Source organism: uncultured Marivirga sp. (assembly GCF_963974845.1).
In the GTDB taxonomy this organism is placed as follows: domain Bacteria; phylum Bacteroidota; class Bacteroidia; order Cytophagales; family Cyclobacteriaceae; genus Marivirga; species Marivirga harenae.
Window position 1 is genome coordinate 360,745 of record NZ_CAXBEQ010000001.1, and the last position, 19,951, is coordinate 380,695.

Annotated in this window: 15 protein-coding genes and 2 riboswitches; of the genes, 13 read left to right on the plus strand and 2 right to left on the minus strand. The window is 36.9% G+C overall.

Going from position 1 to position 19,951, the window contains the following annotated elements; all coding sequences use genetic code 11:
- Position 1: 1 nt before the first annotated feature.
- From rsmH to AAC601_RS01725, 13 genes are all read left to right on the plus strand, one after another.
- A complete protein-coding gene (gene rsmH / locus AAC601_RS01665) occupies positions 2-907 on the plus strand; it encodes a 16S rRNA (cytosine(1402)-N(4))-methyltransferase RsmH (protein WP_303272068.1) in 906 nt (301 codons plus the stop codon).
- Complete coding sequence (locus AAC601_RS01670; RefSeq protein WP_303272069.1) at positions 904-1,287, plus strand: FtsL-like putative cell division protein; 384 nt, start codon at positions 904-906, stop codon at positions 1,285-1,287. The genes rsmH and AAC601_RS01670 overlap by 4 nt, the downstream gene beginning before the upstream one ends.
- Positions 1,277-3,373 carry a penicillin-binding protein gene (locus AAC601_RS01675; protein WP_303272070.1) on the plus strand — a complete coding sequence of 699 codons (2,097 nt, stop codon included), beginning with the start codon at positions 1,277-1,279 and terminating at the stop codon, positions 3,371-3,373. The genes AAC601_RS01670 and AAC601_RS01675 overlap by 11 nt, the downstream gene beginning before the upstream one ends.
- Positions 3,373-4,839, plus strand: coding sequence for a UDP-N-acetylmuramoyl-L-alanyl-D-glutamate--2,6-diaminopimelate ligase (locus tag AAC601_RS01680; RefSeq protein WP_303272071.1), 1,467 nt, complete (start codon positions 3,373-3,375; stop codon positions 4,837-4,839). Before AAC601_RS01675 ends, AAC601_RS01680 begins: the two co-directional genes overlap by 1 nt.
- A gap of 12 nt (positions 4,840-4,851) precedes the next feature.
- Complete coding sequence (gene mraY / locus AAC601_RS01685; protein ID WP_303272073.1) at positions 4,852-6,069, plus strand: phospho-N-acetylmuramoyl-pentapeptide-transferase; 1,218 nt, start codon at positions 4,852-4,854, stop codon at positions 6,067-6,069.
- Positions 6,070-6,144: 75 nt separating this feature from the next.
- Positions 6,145-7,518 carry a UDP-N-acetylmuramoyl-L-alanine--D-glutamate ligase gene (murD, locus tag AAC601_RS01690; protein ID WP_340152292.1) on the plus strand — a complete coding sequence of 458 codons (1,374 nt, stop codon included), beginning with the start codon at positions 6,145-6,147 and terminating at the stop codon, positions 7,516-7,518.
- The gene (locus tag AAC601_RS01695; protein WP_303272075.1) at positions 7,512-8,693 is read left to right on the plus strand and encodes an FtsW/RodA/SpoVE family cell cycle protein; all 1,182 of its coding nucleotides are present in this window, start codon (positions 7,512-7,514) and stop codon (positions 8,691-8,693) included. The genes murD and AAC601_RS01695 overlap by 7 nt, the downstream gene beginning before the upstream one ends.
- Entirely contained in the window at positions 8,694-9,800 is a 1,107-nt protein-coding gene (gene murG / locus AAC601_RS01700) for an undecaprenyldiphospho-muramoylpentapeptide beta-N-acetylglucosaminyltransferase (RefSeq protein WP_303272076.1), read from the plus strand.
- Positions 9,797-11,194, plus strand: coding sequence for a UDP-N-acetylmuramate--L-alanine ligase (gene murC, locus AAC601_RS01705; RefSeq protein WP_303272077.1), 1,398 nt, complete (start codon positions 9,797-9,799; stop codon positions 11,192-11,194). The genes murG and murC overlap by 4 nt, the downstream gene beginning before the upstream one ends.
- Entirely contained in the window at positions 11,184-11,948 is a 765-nt protein-coding gene (locus tag AAC601_RS01710; RefSeq protein ID WP_303267914.1) for a cell division protein FtsQ, read from the plus strand. The genes murC and AAC601_RS01710 overlap by 11 nt, the downstream gene beginning before the upstream one ends.
- Positions 11,949-11,971: 23 nt before the next feature.
- The gene (gene ftsA / locus AAC601_RS01715) at positions 11,972-13,288 is read left to right on the plus strand and encodes a cell division protein FtsA (RefSeq protein WP_303272098.1); all 1,317 of its coding nucleotides are present in this window, start codon (positions 11,972-11,974) and stop codon (positions 13,286-13,288) included.
- Positions 13,289-13,414: 126 nt separating this feature from the next.
- Entirely contained in the window at positions 13,415-14,977 is a 1,563-nt protein-coding gene (gene ftsZ, locus AAC601_RS01720; protein WP_303267915.1) for a cell division protein FtsZ, read from the plus strand.
- A gap of 417 nt (positions 14,978-15,394) precedes the next feature.
- The gene (locus tag AAC601_RS01725) at positions 15,395-15,820 is read left to right on the plus strand and encodes a DUF5606 domain-containing protein (RefSeq protein ID WP_303267916.1); all 426 of its coding nucleotides are present in this window, start codon (positions 15,395-15,397) and stop codon (positions 15,818-15,820) included.
- 75 nt (positions 15,821-15,895) lie between these two features.
- On the opposite strand, the gene AAC601_RS01730 is transcribed toward AAC601_RS01725, so the two are convergent.
- Together AAC601_RS01730 and AAC601_RS01735 are read right to left on the minus strand one after the other, a co-directional pair.
- A complete protein-coding gene (locus tag AAC601_RS01730) occupies positions 15,896-16,951 on the minus strand; it encodes a DUF6687 family protein (protein ID WP_303267917.1) in 1,056 nt (351 codons plus the stop codon).
- Between the two features lie 76 nt (positions 16,952-17,027).
- Positions 17,028-19,496 carry a TonB-dependent receptor gene (locus tag AAC601_RS01735; RefSeq protein WP_340152293.1) on the minus strand — a complete coding sequence of 823 codons (2,469 nt, stop codon included), beginning with the start codon at positions 19,494-19,496 and terminating at the stop codon, positions 17,028-17,030.
- Positions 19,497-19,549: 53 nt separating this feature from the next.
- A riboswitch (TPP riboswitch) is annotated at positions 19,550-19,646 on the minus strand.
- Positions 19,647-19,711: 65 nt separating this feature from the next.
- Positions 19,712-19,806, minus strand: a riboswitch (TPP riboswitch).
- Positions 19,807-19,951 lie beyond the last annotated feature (145 nt).

A 19,951-nucleotide genomic window follows, 5' to 3' on the forward strand; every position in this document is an offset into this window, starting at 1 on the left:
TATGAGCGAATATCACGAACCGGTTATGTTACAGCAATGTCTGGAGGGTTTGGCTATTAAGCCCAACGGCATTTATGTTGATTTGACTTTTGGCGGTGGGGGACACTCAAAAGCTATTTTAGAAAAACTTAAGGAAGGAAAGCTATTTGGCTTTGACCAGGATCAGGATGCTGAGGCCAATGCCGAAGCAATAGCCCATTCTGGTTTTGAGTTTGTTCAGGCTAATTTTCGATTTGTAAAAAAATATTTGAAATTATACCGTATCAAAGAAGTTGATGGGGTATTAGCTGATTTAGGAGTTTCTTCCCATCAGTTCAATAAAGCCGAAAGAGGATTTTCCACTCGCTTTGATGCAGAATTGGATATGCGAATGGATCAGCATGCTCCGGTGAGTGCAAAAGAAGTGGTGAATGATTACAGTGAAGCGAAGTTGCATAAAATTTTAGGACTTTATGGCGAGGTTCGAAATGCCAAAACGTTAGCTTCTGCTATTGTATCTGCAAGAGCCAATGCTCCCATCAATACGATAGGAGAATTGAAAGAGGTGTTACAGAAATTCGCTAAGCGCGGCAGAGAAAATAAATATTACGCACAGGTTTTTCAAGCACTCAGAATTGAAGTGAACGAGGAGCTAAAAGCTTTGGAAGAAGCCTTGTTGCAGATGGAAGACTTGATTAAGCCAGGCGGTCGTTTGGTAGTGATGAGCTACCATAGCTTGGAAGATAGATTGGTAAAAAATTTTATTAATAAAGGTAAATTAGACGGTGAAGAGGAAAAGGATTTCTACGGAAATGTATTGAAGCCATTTAAAGCGATCAATAGAAAGCCTATTACTGCTGAGGAGGATGAATTAGCAAGTAATAATCGGGCTCGAAGTGCAAAATTAAGAGTAGCTGAAAGGTTATGAGTGAAAATACGTTTAAAAAGAAGGATAAAAACCAAGCGAAAGATTCAGCTTCAGGGAGCATATTCTCCAAGTTGGATAAAAAGCTGGGCGGGAATAATGGCGAAGGGGGATTACCAGTGCATTATCTGCCGTATGTTTTATTCTTAGTAGCGATAGGAATTTTTTATATAGGTAATAGTCATTATGCCGATAAGACCACGCGTAAAATCGATAAGCTTCATCAAGAAGTGGAGGATTTAAGAGCGGATTATACCACTTTGAAATCAGAATATATGTTTGCATCCAAACAATCGGAGGTTGCAAAAAAAGTTAAAAAATTAGGGTTAAAGGAATCAGAAAAACCACCATTCAAAATAGTAATAGAAAAAGGTGAATATTAAGAAGTCCATATTGCTCAGAGTTCGATTGGCATTTTTGGCTATTGTCATTTTTGCTGGGGCTATTATGTACCAGATTTTCCACATCCAATGGATGGAGGGAGATAAATGGCAAAAAATGGCTGAGGAAATCAATATGAGCTATCAGGAAGTGAAAGCTACTAGGGGGAATATTTATTCTGACAATGGAAGTTTATTGGCTACTTCTTTGCCTTTTTATAAAGTAGCATTTGATCCCACCATAGCAGATGATCAATTATTCAGAGAAAGTATTGATTCATTAAGCTTAATGTTATCAAAAAGCTTTGGGCGTAACTCAACTTATTATAAACAACGAATAACTTCGGCCAGACAAAAAGGAAAGCAGTACATTTTCCTTTCAAGTGACCTAATTGGTTATCAAAAGAAAAAGGAAATGGAAACATGGCCTATTTTTCGTGAAGGACGATTAGGTGGCGGAGTAATTTTCACTAAAACAGATAAAAGATTTAGACCATTCTCAAATCTGGCTTTCCGAACTATAGGATTTTTAAATGAGAACGATTATGGAGCTGGCCTGGAATACAGCTTTAATAAGTATTTAGCCGGAACCCATGGGAAAGCATTATTCCAGAAAATTTCTGGAAGCAGTTGGAGGCCTGTAAATGATGGTTCTGAAATCAGGCCCAAAGACGGTTTTGATATTCAAACAACCATTGACATTAATCTACAAGATGTTTCTGAATCAGCCTTATTACGTCATTTAATAAAGCATGATGCCGATATGGGCTGTGTAGTGGTTATGGAAGTTAAGACGGGAGAAATCAAAGCTATTTCTAATCTGAAAAAGCTTTCAAGTGGAAAATATGGTGAAGTTTATAATTATGCGGTCGGAAGCCATGGTTTAAGAGAGCCGGGTTCTACCTTCAAATTAGCTTCTTATATGGCACTCTTGGAGGAAAAAAATATTCAACTTTCTGATTCTATTGAAACTGGTAATGGAGAATTGAAATTTTATAAGGACAAAGTGAGGGACCATAAACCAGGTGGTTATGGAACAATGTCAATTCAAGATGCATTTGAGAAATCTTCTAACATTGCCATTGCGAAATTAGTAGATGAAACATTTCGTGAAAATCCACAGCGGTTCCTAGATTACTTGAAAACAATGGGAGTGACGCAGCCATTAGGTTTTCAAATGGTCGGAGAAGGGAAGCCGAATATTCCACCAATCAAGCAGTGGAGCGGAATCACTTTGCCATGGATGGCTTATGGTTATGGCTTGGAATTAACGCCATTACATACTTTAACTTTGTTTAATGCAGTAGCGAATAACGGGAAAATGATCCGTCCGCTTTTGGTGAAATCAATTAAGAAAACAGACAAAGAAATTAATACTTTCAAAACCAGTGTGATCAGCAGTCAGATTTGCTCAAAAGAAACATTAGATAAATTAAAGATCATGTTAGAAGGAGTTGTAGAAAATGGAACTGCATCTAACATTAGCAATTCGGAGTATAAAATAGCAGGTAAAACGGGTACAGCCCAAAGTTTGAAAGATGGGCGCTATGTTAGGCAATACTATACTTCATTTGCCGGTTATTTTCCTGCAGATAACCCCAAATATTCAGCCATTGTGGTAATGGATAATCCTAAAGGATATCAGCAATATGGTTCCGATGTGGCTGCCCCGGTTTTTAAAGAGATTGCCGACAAAATATTTGCGCTGGATTTGAATATGCATGAGGAATATGAGCTTGCTGATAAGCCTGAAACTGGTATTTTCCCTGTGGTTCAAGCTGGTAACAAACAAGATTTATCAGCCATGCTGAATTATTTGGGTGTTTCAAATCATGCTGATGGACAAGAAATTGAATGGGTTCGAGCTTCCATTCATAATAACTCCATCAAATGGCAACCGAATAATGATCATCAGCAAGGATTGGTTCCTGACGTTAGGGGTATGACATTGCGGGATGCTTTATATCTTTTAGAAAATACAGGCTTGAAGGTGGAAGTGAAAGGGGAAAAGGGAAGGGTTTCTCAGCAATCACAATATCCGGGTTCGAGAGCATTGAAGGGAAGTACAATTAAATTAGAAGTAGGTTAGTGGCAAACTTAAAAGACATATTATATAAAGTAAAATTGATCAGCATTTCGGGTGCCACTGATATTGCTATAGATGCACTTCAGTTCGATTCTAGAATTGTAGGGGCTGGAGATGTGTTTATAGCCATTAAGGGGACTCAAGTAGATGGTCATGAATATATTTCTAAAGCAGTAGAGCAAGGAGCAGTAGCTGTAGTCTGTGAAGATATTCCTACTGAAATTCATCCTGAAGTAACTTATGTTCAGACGGATAATTCTGCCAAAGCTTTGGGCATTATGGCAGATAATTACTTTGGTCATCCCTCTGAGAGATTGAAGCTGATTGCTGTAACGGGTACAAATGGTAAAACAACGACTGTCAGTTTGTTACATCAGCTCTTTATGAACTTAGGTTATCACACGGGAATGATTTCTACGGTTCAAAATCAGATTAATAATGCTGTAATTCCTGCAACTCATACTACACCTGACGCTTTACAGTTGAATTCGCTTTTAAAAAAGATGGTGGAGTCTGGCTGTAATGTAGTTTTTATGGAGGCCAGTAGTCATGCTGTTGAGCAAGAGAGAATGGCAGGCTTAAAATTGGCTGGAGCCGTTTTTACTAATATTTCACATGAGCATCTAGACTATCACAAGACTTTTGACAATTACATAAAAGCCAAAAAGAAATTATTTGATGATTTGCCTGCCGATGCATTTGCGCTGGTAAATGTTGACGATAAAAGAGGAATGGTGATGTTGCAAAATTGTAAAGCCTCAAAACATACTTATTCCTTAAAAATGATGGCAACTTATAAAGCCAAAGTTTTAAGTAATTCGCTACAAGGGTTGGAGCTAAATATTGATCAAAAAGATGTTTGGTTTAGGCAAATTGGCTATTTCAACGCTTATAATTTATTGGCAGCTTATGCAACAGCACACCTTTTGGAGGAGGAAAGCGAAGAGGTTCTAATGAATTTATCTCAAATCGAATTGAATAATGGCAGATTTGAGCAAGTGCCAAATAATGCTGGAATCACGGCCATAGTAGATTACGCACACACCCCTGACGCTTTAGAAAATGTGTTGCAGACTATTGATAATATACGAACGGGTAATGAACAAGTCTTAACGGTAGTAGGCTGCGGAGGGAATAGAGATACAACGAAAAGGCCTTTGATGGCAGAAATTGCTTGCAGGTTTAGTGATAGAGTGATTTTAACTTCTGATAATCCTAGATATGAAGAGCCGGAAGCTATCATTGCCGATATGCAGAAGGGAGTGCCTATTTCTCAAGTGAGAAAAGTAACCAATCTTCCTGATAGAAAGGAAGCGATAAAATTGGCTTGTAGTTTTGCGCAAAAGGGAGATATTATTCTAGTGGCAGGTAAAGGCCATGAAACTTATCAGGAAGTGAGAGGCGAAAGAAGCCATTTCGATGATAAGGAAGTAGTAAATGAAATGTTGAGTTTAATACATAATAAATAAAAAAAGAGAATAGTGCTATATTATTTATTCGACTTCTTAAATAAAAAAATGGACTTGCTTGGAGCAGGGGTATTTCAGTATATCTCGTTCAGAGCAGGAATGGCCACGCTTTTCTCATTGCTAATCACCATCACCTTTGGTAAGCAATTGATAAATAAATTACGAAGAAAGCAAGTGGGTGAAACAGTGCGTGATTTAGGTCTTGAGGGACAAATTGAAAAATCAGGTACTCCTACTATGGGTGGGATTATGATTATTTTGGCTATTGTAATTCCAGTAGTTCTTTTCTCTAAAATCGATAATATCTACATCATTTTGCTTCTTGTATCCACAGTATGGATGGGTCTAATTGGTTTTGTGGATGATTATATTAAAGTATTTAAAAAGAATAAGGAAGGATTACAGGGCAAGTTTAAAGTGTTTGGTCAGATTGGTTTAGGATTAATCGTAGGCTTAACTTTATTTTATCATCCTGATGTTACGATTCGAGAGTTTGCATCACCGGTTAGTGTTTCTCAAGGTGTGGAAATGGTATCAGAAAAATCCTTTGAAGATGTTAAATCAATGGTAACTACCATTCCATTCTTCAAAAATAATGAATTTGATTATAGTAATATAATGCCTTTTCTTCCTGATGGATATACAGTAATCATTTATGTGTTATGGGTGATTTTTATAGTAACTGCTGTAAGTAATGGTGCCAATATAACCGATGGAATAGATGGTTTAGCTGCAGGGACCTCCGCAATTATTGGGTTGGCCTTAGCAATTTTTGCTTATGTTTCCGGTAATGCTATTTTCTCTCAATATCTCAATATAATGTTTATCCCCAACAGCGGGGAGATTGTGATTTTCTGCGCGGCTTTTGTGGGCGCTTGTGTTGGCTTTTTGTGGTACAATACCCATCCAGCTCAGGTTTTTATGGGAGATACTGGAAGCCTATCAATAGGTGGAATTATTGCAGTTCTAGCATTGGTGGTCAGAAAAGAATTGTTGATTCCTGTTTTATGCGGAATTTTCTTAATTGAGAATCTATCTGTAATCATTCAGGTGAGCTACTTTAAATATACTAAAAAGAAATATGGTGAAGGAAAGCGTGTCTTTTTAATGTCTCCATTGCATCATCATTATCAAAAGAAAGGAATTCATGAATCAAAAATTGTAAACCGCTTCTGGATTATGGGTATTTTATTAGCCATTATATCAGTAGCAACATTAAAGTTGAGATGATCTAGAATCTAGATCCTAGAATCAAGATGTAATACTTAAAACCTAAAACTAAGAACTTATAACATAAGAAATATAGTGAAAAAGAGAATCGTCATATTGGGAGCAGGAGAAAGCGGAACTGGTGCTGCTTTGCTAGCAAAAGCAAAGGGATATGATGTTTTTGTGTCTGATTTTGGTCCTATTCAAGATTCTAATAAAGAGAAGTTAAAAAAAGTGGATGTGCCCTTTGAAGAAGGTAATCATTCTGACGATTTAATATTAAATGCAGATAAGATAATTAAAAGTCCGGGTATTTCATCAACGGTGCAAATAGTGAAAAATGCACTTGCTAAAGGCATCCCAGTTATCGATGAACTGGAGTTTGCATTTAGATATACCACAGGAAAAATTGTAGCCATAACAGGTACTAATGGTAAATCCACTACTACTATGATGACTTATCATTTGTTTAAAGAAGCCGGATTATCTGTGGGGCTGGGCGGAAACATTGGTAAAAGCATGGCTGGGCAATTAGTAGACGAGGATTTTGATTGGTGGGTGCTTGAATGTAGTAGTTTCCAGATTGATGGTTTTACTGATTTTAAACCACATATTGGAGTTCTATTGAATATCACACCCGATCACCTGGACAGATACGATTATAATGTTGAAAATTATGTAGCGTCTAAATTCTCTTTGTTCAAAAATCAAGATAAAGATGATTTTGCAATATTATATACCGAAGATAATTTAATTAACAAGAATCTGGATGAACACCTATTTTCTTCGAAATTATTAGAGTTGAAATTTGATGATTTACCATATGAAGGGGCTTACGCAAACCCATCGGGTATCATCATTAATTTGAATGAAAGAAGACATACATTTTCTCAAGAATTACTGACTATAAAAGGAAAACATAACCAGACTAATGCCATGGCCTCTATTTTAACATCCAAAATTGCTAGAATTAAGAATGACAAGATTACTGACAGTCTTCCGAAATTCAAAAGTATTCAACACAGACTGGAATCAGTGGGGAGCATATATGGGATTGAATTTATAAATGATTCAAAGGCGACTAATGTGGATGCAGTTTACTATGCCTTGGAAGCATTTACTCGACCAATAATTTGGATTGTTGGAGGTGTTGATAAAGGAAATGATTATAGTCAATTGGATGCTGTCAGTACCAATGTGAAAGCCATTATTTGTCTAGGAAAAGACAATGCAAAAATTAAAGATTATTATAAAGATAGGTGTCCAATAATCGAAGAAACGCAATCGATGCAGGAAGCAGTAGAAATGGGATACAAGTTATCCAAAGATAGGGAAGTAGTATTATTATCTCCTGCCTGCGCAAGTTTCGATTTATTTAAGAATTATGAAGACCGAGGGAATCAATTTCGCTTGGCATTCCAATTACTGGAAAGAGAAATAGAATTGAAAAAATTATCGCAGTCATGCTAAGTATACAAAATATTAAAGCTTGGACTGACAAGCACCTCAAAGGAGATCCCGTAATTTGGTCGGTGGTCTTTGCTTTGGGAATGCTCAGTATTTTAGTGGTTTATAGTGCTACTGGAACTATTGCTTACTTCAAATATGGGGGCAATACAGAATACTATTTACTTCGCCATAGCTTTTTAGTGTTTTTAAGCTTTTTTGCTATGTGGGCGGCTCACAAAGTAGATTATAGATATTTTTCAAAATTATCGCGTTTAGCGCTTTGGTTGTCTGTGCCTCTGTTGATTTATGCATGGCAGTTTGGAGTAAACCTAAACAGCGCTTCACGATGGATTACGATTCCGTTTATTAATCAGTCCTTTCAGCCATCAGATCTAGCTAAATTAGCCTTGATTATCAATTTGGCGGGTATGTTGTCTAAAAGACAGCAGAATATACATGATTTTAAGAAGTCGCTAATTCCAATGCTCTTATGGTGTGGTCTGATTTGCGGGTTAATAGCTATGACTAATTTATCTACAGCCATACTATTATTCCTTACCTGTATGCTTTTACTTTTTATTGGAAGGATACCGGTCAAATATCTGGCTATGCTGGCATTCGTGGGAGTTTTTGCAGTAAGTATTGCCATGGTAGTGGGGCAAAGGGGGCAAACTGCCATTAATAGGGTTGAGAATTTCATCAGTAAGGAAAATATACCTTTTCAGGCTCAACAATCATACATAGCTGTGGCTACAGGCGGTGTGACAGGAAAAGGACCGGGCAATAGTAGCCAGCGAAACTTCTTACCGGAAGCATTTTCGGATTTTATTTTCGCTATTGTGGTGGAGGAATATGGAATGATAGGTGCTGGAATAGTGATTCTACTTTATCTGACTTTATTGTATAGAGGTATGAAAGCGGCAGCTGCAAGCGGTAGGGCCTATGGAGGATTGCTGTCGGCAGGACTGAGTTTTGCTATTGTCGTCCAAGCCATGGTTAACATGGCAGTGGCTGTTGGGCTGGGGCCAATTACCGGTTTACCACTTCCACTTTTAAGTATGGGAGGAACCTCACTATTATTTACAGGTATTGCAATGGGAATAATATTGAGTGTAAGTCGTGGAGAAATTGAAGAAACCCCAGATGCCCTAGGCAAAAAGCAGTTTTCAAATTTACCTAAAAAAGAAGCAGCCTAAATGGATATGCAAAAACCATATCGATTTATTTTAAGTGGAGGCGGCACTGGAGGTCATATTTTCCCTGCATTGGCTATTGCTTATGAAATCAAAAAGCAATTACCAAATGCTGAAATTCTGTTCGTGGGAGCAGAGGGTAAAATGGAAATGCAAAAGATACCAGAAGCGGGCTATAAGATTTTTGGATTGCCGATAGCAGGTATTCAAAGGAGTTTGAGCCTCAAGAATTTAAGTTTTCCTTTTAAACTACTAAACAGCTTAAGACAGGCTAAAAAAATCGTTAAGAATTTTAAGCCAGATGCTGTAATTGGTGTGGGTGGTTATGCCAGTGGTCCAACCTTAAGGGCGGCTTCCAATCTTGGAATTCCTTGTTTGTTACAAGAGCAAAATTCTTATGCAGGATTAACCAATAAATGGCTTAAAAATAAGGTGAAGCAGATTTGCGTAGCCTATGAAGGAATGGAACAATATTTTCCTTCCTCAAAATTAAATATTACTGGAAATCCGGTAAGGAATAACTTATTGCAATTACCGGAGAGATCATCTGCTTTGGAAAGCTTTGGATTAGATAGAAATAAAAGGACAATTCTGGTATTGGGTGGAAGTTTGGGAGCAAGAACTATCAATGAAAGTATTGCTCAAAACTTAGATTTGCTGGCCAAACAAGATCACCAAATCCTTTGGCAAACGGGAAAGCTTTACCATAAAGAAATGTTAGTTCGATCTGAAAATGCTGATTCGAATCAATTGAAAGTTGTGGAGTTTATCAAGAATATGGATGAAGCATATGCAGCTGCTGATATTATCGTAACTAGGGCAGGGGCATTATCAGTTTCGGAACTGCAAGTCGTGGGAAAACCAGTAATTTTTGTACCATCACCTAATGTTGCAGAAGACCATCAGACCAAAAATGCTCAGGCTTTAGTCAAAAAAGATGCGGCTTTACTGGTTAAAGATGCGGACGCTGTAGATGATTTATTACCTACAGCTTTTGGATTACTGAAGAATGTTGATCAACAAAAAAAGCTTTCTGAAAATATTATGAAAATGGCTAAACCTAAAGCTACAGAAGAAATAGTATCGATTATTTTTAAAATGATTGAATGAAGATAAAAAATATACATAGCGCATATTTCATAGGAATCGGAGGCATCGGTATGAGTGCCTTAGCTCGATGGTTTCACCATAATGGGGTGCAAGTATATGGCTATGACAAAACATCAACCGAACTGACCACAAAGCTTGAAAATGAAGGGATTTCAATTCATTTTGATGATGAAATTGAGGATATGCCAGCCTTTGTATTTGATAATGATAAAGGAGTTCTAATAGTTTACACCCCTGCAATTCCGAAAGAGCATAAAGGTTTTAATTACCTCAAGGAAAAGGAAATTAAAATGTATAAACGGTCTGAGGTATTAGGTAAACTAACCGAAGGTATGTTTACCGTGGCTGTTGCTGGAACTCATGGAAAAACAACCACTAGTTCTATGGTAGCTCACCTATTGAAAAGTGGCAAAAAAGATATAGCTGGGTTTCTAGGTGGTATTACCACGAATTATGGTACCAATATGGTCATGAATCAATGTGATTACAAGAAGGCGATTATTGTAGTTGAGGCCGATGAGTTTGATCGTTCTTTCCTGACTCTAAAACCCAATATAGCAGTCGTGACCTCAACTGATGCAGATCATTTGGATATTTATGGTAAACTGGAAGAGTTAAAAAAGTCTTTCTCTCTTTTTCTAGAGAATGTAAATCCAGCAGGTCAAATCTATATTAAAGATGGATTATGGGATGAGATCTACTCAAAAAAGATAAAGGCAGAGCCATACTCCTATGGATTAAATGCAGGGGATATTAGAGCATTAAATGTGCAAGTGAAAGATGCGCAATTTGTATTTGATGTCAGCCTTAATAATAAAGTTATCAACGGTTTTCAGTTATCGGTACCAGGCTTTCATAATGTGGAAAATGCTGTGGTGGCGATAGCAATTGCCAATCAGTTGGGAGTAAGTGAAAAGGAAATCATTGAAGGAATCAAGACCTACAAAGGAGTAAAACGAAGGTTTGAATATGTGATACAAAGAGACGGCTTTGTATTTATTGATGATTACGCTCATCACCCGAGTGAGATCAAAGCCATGTTAACTTCTGTAAGGGCTCTATACCCTGGTAAAAAAGTAAGTGTATTGTTTCAACCACATTTATACTCTAGAACTAGAGATTTCGCTGTGGAATTTTCTCAAAGTTTGAGTTTGGCTGATGAAGTGATGTTGTTGGATATATATCCTGCACGGGAATTACCTATTGAGGGCGTAAGTAGTGATATTTTATTGGAATCTATTCAAGTAGATGAAAAATATAAGGTTGAAAAAGAGTCTATTGTAGAGTATCTGAGCAATCGTGATTTCGAGATTTTCATAACAATGGGGGCGGGAGATATTGACCGTTTAGTTGAACCATTAAAAAAAATGTTTAATAAGCAAAATGCAGCTTAAGAGAAGTATAAATATCGTCCTAAAATTTATTTTACCACTTATAGTTTTTGTGGTAAGTATTGGTTTTGTGAGTAAGAAGCAAGATGAAGTGCTTTGCAAAAAGATTATCATCAATATCAAAAATCAACAAGGAAATTTCTTCATTAATGAAGCAGATATTAATGGCTTATTGACCAATAATGGGAATGAAATGATCATGAATCTTCCTTACGAGAATTTTAAATTGAAAGACTTGGAAGAACGAGTAAATGCACATCGGTTTATTCAAGCCGCAGAAGTATATCGTGATTTAGCAGGGAATATGATGGTTGATGCAGTTCAAGCAAGGCCTATAGCCAGAATCTTTAATGCTAATGGATCTGATCATTACATCAGTGACCAAGGAAAAATTCTTCCAGTATCAGAACGATTTACTGCTAGAGTCATGGTTTTGTCGGGAGATTTCTTTAATCGTTACTTGAAAGAAGATATGTTAAAAGACGATGCGGGAAAGGACTTATTTAATTTTATAAAATTTATAGAACAAGATAAATTTTGGAGTGCACAATTTGCACAGTTGGAAGTAGATGATCGAGGAATAATCAATATATACCCACAAGTAACCAAACAATTGATCGAATTTGGTACAGTATATAATTATCCCGATAAATTATCGAAACTTAAAATATTTTACGATAAGATTTTGCCCGACCGCGGGTGGAATCGTTACGATCGTGTAAATTTACAATTTAAAGAACAAATCATTTGTGAATAAAAAACCTAAGGCGATACATGGACATGCAAAATGATAAAATAGTAGTCGGATTAGATATAGGAACCACTAAGATTGTGGTAATAGTCGGACACAAAAATGATTATGGCAAGCTTGATGTTTTGGGCATGGGCAAGGCTGTATCTGATGGAGTGGTTAAAGGTAAGGTCATCAATATAGAGAAAACCATTTTAGCCATCAAAAAAGCGGTAGAAGAGGCAGAAGATAATTCCGGTATCGATATAAAAGTGGTGAATGTGGGGATCGCTGGTCATCATATCAGGAGCTCTATCCAAAGAGGTAGTATTACCAGAGAAGATAGAGATGAAGAAATTACTGTTGAAGATGTAAATCGCTTAACAAACGATATGCACCGAATGGTCATTCCGGCAGGAAACCAAATTATACATGTTATGCCACAAGTTTATACTGTGGATTATGACGATGGAATTAAAGATCCAGTCGGTATGACGGGCATTAGATTGGAAGCTGATTTTCACGTAATAACTGCCGATATTAACTCTATAAATAATATTCAGAAATGTGTTAAAAGAGCAGGTTTGGATATTGAAAATATGATATTGGAACCATTGGCATCTAGCTTGGCCGTTTTGTCTGATGATGAAAAAGAAGCCGGAGTGTGTCTGGTTGATATTGGAGGTGGCACGACCGATATTGCTATTTTCCACGAGAATATCATTCGTCATACTGGTGTGATACCTTTTGGTGGTAATATCATTACCTCAGATATTAAGGAAGGCTGTATGGTGATGCAACAACAAGCAGAATTATTGAAAACCAAATTTGGCCGAGCGATTTCAACTGAAGCTAGTGAAAATGAAATCGTTTCCATTCCAGGGTTAAGAAATAGAGCGCCAAAAGAGATATCTATCAAGAACTTGGCTCATATAGTGGAAGCAAGAATGGAAGAGATCATTGATTTGGTTCATGCAGAGATATTAGCTTCAGGCTATGAAGGTCGTTTGGCTGGCGGAATTGTCATCACAGGTGGTGGTTCGCAAATGCACAGCGCAAGACAGCTAGTAGAATACTTAACTGGAATGGATGCTAGGATCGGTTATCCAAACGAACATTTAGGAAGAACAAAAATAGAGGCTGTAAAAAGCCCGATGTATGCCACATCTGTAGGATTAGTATTGGCAGGTTATCGCTCAATTGATGAGCGAGAAAATAGGTACTTGGAAGCTAAGTTGAATAACCAGAATATGTTTATCAACCATAAGCAAAAAAGTGCTAAAAGAGAAGGAGACTTCTTTTCAAAAATTATCAATAAAACGAAGAGTTTTTTGATAGATGATTTTGACGATAAAGATGATTATTAAATAGCGCCTATAAGGCAATTACTTGATTGTCTTTGCTGGTTACCTGATATTCAGGACCAAACAAGATGATTTGTGTAATGAATTTAAGATCAATATGACACTGAAAGAACTTAAAACACGGATATTATGACTGAAGGAGCTTATAAATTCGAAATTCCAAAACACCACAAATCTATCATTAAGGTGATAGGTGTTGGTGGGGGTGGCAGTAATGCTGTTAATCACATGTTTAACCAAGGCATCAGGGATGTTGAGTTTGTAGTCTGTAATACAGATTCTCAGGCTTTGAAATCTAGTCCTGTGCCTAATAAATTGCAGATTGGAACCAACCTAACCAGTGGTTTGGGTGCCGGTGCAAATCCGGAAAAGGGAAAAGATGCAGCATTGGAAAGCAAGGAAGAGATCCGTGATTTATTGGGTAATGATACCAAAATGGTCTTTGTTACAGCTGGAATGGGCGGTGGTACTGGAACAGGTGCTGCCCCGGTAATAGCTCGTATTGCCAAAGAGATGGATATTCTTACTGTGGGAATTGTCACTTCGCCATTCAGTTTCGAAGGAAAGAAAAAAGTTCGTCAAGCTGAGGAAGGAATCCGTCAATTAAAAGAGAATTGCGATACGGTTTTGGTGATTCTTAATGATAAATTAAGAGAGATCCATGGTAATTTAACCATTGGAAATGCCTTTGCGAAAGCCGATAATGTTTTAACAACAGGTGCCAAGGGTATAGCTGAAATCATTACAGTTCCAGGTCAGGTAAACGTGGATTTTGAGGATGTTAAAACGGTGATGAAAAATGCAGGTGCTGCAGTTATGGGCTCAGCTAAGACCGATGGTGACGGTAGAGCATTAAGAGCTGCCGAAGAAGCATTGTCATCTCCTTTGTTAAATAATACAGATATTCTAGGTGCTCAGAAAATCTTGTTATCCATTATCTCTGGTCAGAAAGCAGAGTTGCAGATGGATGAATTGACAGAAATTACTGATTATATTCAAGAGAGAGCAGGTGATGAGGCAGAAGTAATTTTTGGTCATGGGATGGATGAGTCTTTAGGAGAAAGTTTGTCTGTAACTGTAATTGCAACCGGTTTCGATCAAAGCGGCTATAAAGAGAACGCTATCCCACATAAGGAAGCAAGAAAGGTTTATGATTTGGATTCAAATAAGCAAATCACACTTTTCGGAAATGAGAAGGAAGAGGAAAAGCCTGAGCCAAAGAATGAACCAAGTCCGTTCACTTTTGAGAAACGCAACACTCAGGAATCGAGACCACCTGCCGAGGAGGAAAGAGGATACACATTTGGATTCCCTTCTAAAAAGAAAGAGGAACCCGAATATGTGGAAGAAGAGAACGATTACGCAGATGATTTTACTGAAAGTTTATCCAATGATTACGAAATAGTGGATAAATCAGAAAGTCAGGATGATATTGATAAGAAAGAGGCTCTGCGTCAAGAAATGTTAAGAAATCGTTCAAAAGAGAGAATTGAAAAATTGAAGAATTTAAATGGTGGTCATACCAATACTCCTGAAGCCTACAAGCAAATGGAGGTTCCGGCTTACAAAAGGAAGCAGGTCAAATTAAGAGATGTGCCGCATTCTTCTGAACAAAATGTATCAAGGTTCAATTTGAATGATGATAATCAGATCTTGGGTAATAATAAATTCTTGCACGATAATGTAGATTAAAGTTTGAAATCATTGCAGTCATAATAAACAGGTGTAAAGGCAGCTTCGAAAGGAGCTGCTTTTTTTATGCAAAACACAGAGATCCCCGGTACTATTACAAACTCATACTGAAGAGTTCACAAACAATACATAGGAATAGGTTGTAACTTATATTTTTACCGAAATATCTGATAGGATATCAAGGAGATAAGTGTTCAGATTTATTAATTTCTTCACTAAAGGGAAATACCATATGTGTTCTTTTGTTTCTTTGTGGTTTTCTATTCGTGCTAGGTAGCACTCCAGTCATCATCTGAATTCACTTTTGACTAAATGGTATTAATCAATTTCAAATTTCCCTGAAAATCCAGCCCCCAATTTTGTGAAAACGAAAATGTTTGCAGTAAATTCGTCCTACAAAATTTAAGCACATAAAACATGACTTTAAAAGATATAGCATCAGTAACAGGAAAAGGTGGTTTGTTTCAGGTAGTTAAGCCTTCCAGAACAGGCGTTATTTTAGAATCATTGGACGAAAAGAAGCAAAAGCTTGTGGCTCATGCTCACGATAGAGTTTCCATTTTGGATGAAATATCTATCTATACAACTGATGCAGAAGGAAATGTTCCTTTGCAAAAGATTTTTAATATCATGCATGATGAGTTTGCAGATGACTTGGGGATTGATGCAAAATCATCAAAAGAAGAGATCATGGCATTTCTAAAGCATGTTTTGCCTAATTATGATGAAAATCAAGTATATCCTTCCGATGTGAAAAAGTTGGTGAGCTGGTATAATACATTGTTAAAAGAGGCTCCTGAGGTTTTGATCGCAAAAGCTGAAGACAAGAAAGAAGAGAAATAGATGAATATTTAAGTAATTTGAAAAGGCCAGATATGCATTTTTTTTGAAGCGATCTGGCCTTTTTCATTTGACTATTTAAGTAAATATTTTGTCATTGATCTTTCTCACTTGTTTCCAATCAAGTGTTTCGCCTTTCTTTAAGAAGTTATAATGATCGTTAAAATAGCTGAAGCAAATACTTTTGAAATCTTCCGGTCGTATACTTGAAGAATAGATAGGCCTAAAACAAGGGCTTAAGTAACGTTCCTTTTTGCTTAATTTCTTTCCTTTCAAACGAAGAATAGGGGCGGTATCCGTAAAATGTTCGGCCTCCCATTTTTTACCGTTTTCTTCAATGTGGTTTAATTGATCGCATAGCTTTTCCATACTGATTCTTGGAAAATGTTTTCTGTTGGTATTGATCCATGTGGTGTATTTAAATTCCAGTTCGTATCGATTGTCCGGATAAATACTCATAACCATATCAGCCAGTTGACTATTGTTATATAATGCATAGTAATGCAGTGGTTCTTTTGCATCTACAATATGCATTCTAATGTCATCAATTGTTTCTTGCTGATCAATTTTTGCAAGATGAGTCAAAACTAAATTGAATTCTTCCGTTTCAGGAATTACTTCTAATGGTAAATCAATTACTTTATTGAAAGCATCTAAAAAATGAATGTATTTAGGTACACAGGCTTCCATTTCCTTTTCCGCGATCTCTGGTGCGCCAAAAGGAGGGTAGAATAAAGTTGCTTCTTTCTCATTCAACCAACAGACGATTTTCAATGCTTTTTTCCATTCAAGATATTGAAAATTTATCTCTCTAAAATCCCCAATTTGAGCCATTTCAGTCAATAAATCATAATTTTCCATTGCGATAGAAGGATTAAAAATTGCCCAAACGCCCAGAAAGCCGTCTATGTCGTAGTGATTATTAGTCACATATTTTTTATTTAACTCAGGGAGCTGATTCTGAATGGCTTTTAGTACAATTTCTGTACTAGTATCCGCCTGACAGCCTTTAGGAGCAGGAGCTCCTCTCCAATGTGATAAGTCAAAGCCCTGCGGATGATGAGCATCTACAACCAAAACCTCATGAGGATATTTTTTGATGTCGTAAAAGGGGATGAATGTTTTATTTTGCATGAATAAAGTATAAAGGTGCTACTTCAATCCTGACAGATTTTTAAAATCTGTCAGGATTGATGATATTTCGTTGTTATTAAAACCTCAAATTCAAGCCCAATAAATAATTGGTGCCTGCCTGAGGATATAAATAATTTTCTCTTACCTCATAAGTTCCAGCATTGTAGCCAAAGGTATAACCATTGGCTGAGTACATCTCATTAAAAACGTTATTGATCATTAATTTAAGTTCAGCTGTTTTCAAGAACGGCAAACTAAATTGATAGCTTCCTACAAAATCACTTACGAAATATGGATCTAAAGCTCTGTCATCGTTTGAAGTGTTATCGAGATATTGCTTGCCTACATATTTATTTAAAAATGTGAACTTCACGCCCCTCAAGGGTTGATATGTAATTTCTCCCGCTGCGATGATGTTAGGGGAGAATGAAATATCTGTATTACTATATTCATTTTCGATAACATTAAATTCATCAAAAGCTTCACCATAATCATATATCACTTCTGTGAAATTGGCTATTTTATTTTGACTGAATGTAGCATTTCCACCTAGAGACCATTGTTGATTGAATTTATAGGCACCAATTAATTCTATTCCGGCTCTGTAGCTATTGTCCACATTTGTTCTAATACTTGAACCCACATCATTAAGTTCTCCGGTCAATACCAATTGATTATCGTAATCCATATAATACACTATAACTTCGGTACTATAATTACGAGCTTGCTTTTTATAGCCTAACTCATAGTCATATAAGCTTTCATGCTGAGGTATTATGCCTTGTGGTGCATCTACAAAATCATTTCTAACCGGCTCTCTATTGGCTATAGCAACTGATGCGTAAAATTGACTGTTATTAGGTAAGCTATAAGTGAAACCGGTTTTCGGGTTAAAGAATGTATATTCTCCACCAGTATTGATTTGAGCCAAATCAGCATCAATACCCTTTGTGAGGTAATTGATATTTCTAATTTGCAAATCGGCAAATAGATTTAGCTTTTCATTAAGCTGATAATTTGCTTTTAAAAAGTTGTTGAAATCATATTTTCTACCGTAGTTATCGTAATAGCGATCTCTAATTTCTGAATTACCTGCAAATCTTGCCCAAACAATTTCACCAAAATGATCGCCATCATATTCATTATATGCACCGCCTAAAGTGATGTCCCAATCTGCTTTTTGATAGTTGAAGCTGTAGGTAAAACCATAAAAGTGATTATCTAACCATCTTCTTCTAATTAAATCGCTCGAGCTGATCGTTTCATTGCCAATCTCAATATCATTTAACTGATAGTCAGCCAAGTCATCATCATTTCTATATTGCTCATAATAACCTCTTCCATACGTATAATGAAGAGCGGCATTGGCTTGAAGGTTTTCAGTGAACTGGTGAGATAAGTGTAACTGATAATGGTCTTGTTGATAATTGTCGGTCTCATTATCATATAAGTAGTAGTTAAATGTCCTACCTGAATTCAACAGATTTTCTGCTTGCTCATCAGTGTATCCATTATTAATTATCACCTCCTGCATTCCTTCCTCATCATTTTCTAAGCGGGCTTCCGGAGTACCCCACCAGCTTTGGTAAGTTTGCTCTTTTCCGCCAAAAGCTAAAGCTTTCACTATGGTTTTATCCCCGTAGTAAGCCCCTGATAAGAAATAGGATTGCATATCGGAACTCGCTCGATCAATATATCCATCAGAGTGAATGGAAGATAATCTCCCTTCAAATGACCAGCCACTGTTCGTGATTCCTGAATTGAAAATCACATTATGTCTTCTGGTATTAAAAGAGCCGAAAGAATTATTTACTTCCCCAAATGCATCTTGAGCTGGTGTTGAGGTTTGCATATTGACGGATGCACCAAATGCAGCGGCTCCATTGGTAGAAGTCCCAACTCCTCGCTGTATCTGGATATTATCCACCGAGCTGGCTAAATCTGGCATATTTACCCAAAAAGTCCCATGAGATTCCGAGTCATTAATTGGAATTCCATTCACAGTCACATTTATTCTGGTTCCGTCACTTCCTCTGATTCGCATACCGGTGTAGCCTACACCAGCACCTGCATCTGAAGTGGTGACCATGGAAGGAGTATAATTTAAAAGCATGGGCATGTCTTGTCCTAAGTTTTGCCTATTGAGTTCAGCTTTTTTGATATTGGTGAAAGTGGTGGGTGTTTTCTCATCTGCTCTGGTGGCAGAAACCATTACCTCGTCTGTTAACTGTATATCTTTTTCCAACTCAAAATTAAGCTGGATGTCTTGGCCTTCCACAGTGATTTTCTTTACCATCTGTTTGTATCCGATATAAGAAACTTTTATTTCAAAGTCTCCAGTTTCAACTTTATTGATGCGGTAATTCCCATCAATATCCGTTGCACTTCCTTTTTGTATGGATTGGATGACCACACTGGCTCCCACTAAAGGTGAATTGTCTTCCTGGGAAATCACTTTTCCCACAATGCTATTTTGAGCCATTAATTGCATGCTCATTAGCATTACTAAAGCAGTTGAAAACCACTTTTTAGTTAATTGTAACATTTTGTAAATTGTTTGTTAGTGAAACTTGTGGAGGCGGGGTATGTACCTCCTTCATTTTCCTTAACCAAAATCCCTGCGACCGCATTATCGGCATCAGGTTCATTGGGTATGATCTCAGCCCGTTGTATTAAGGCACCCCAGCGTTGAAACGCTTTATCTTCACAATGGATTATCAGGAACAATCGTTCCAGAATCCTATTTTAAATTCATATTTATTGATTTTTGTTCAAAATTCCTACGCTCGCATTACCGAGATCAGGTTCAGGGTATGTTCTCAGCCCGTTATATTAAGGCACCCCTAATTGATGTTGCAAGTATAGTAGTGATTACTGAAGATTGCAAATTCTATATCACTATTTTAAGTATTTTATTGATATAGAGTGTTTCTGTAAATATTTGTATTAAAGTAGTTTGCTGCAAAATATTAATATATTAGTTTTGAAGTTTGGGAAAAT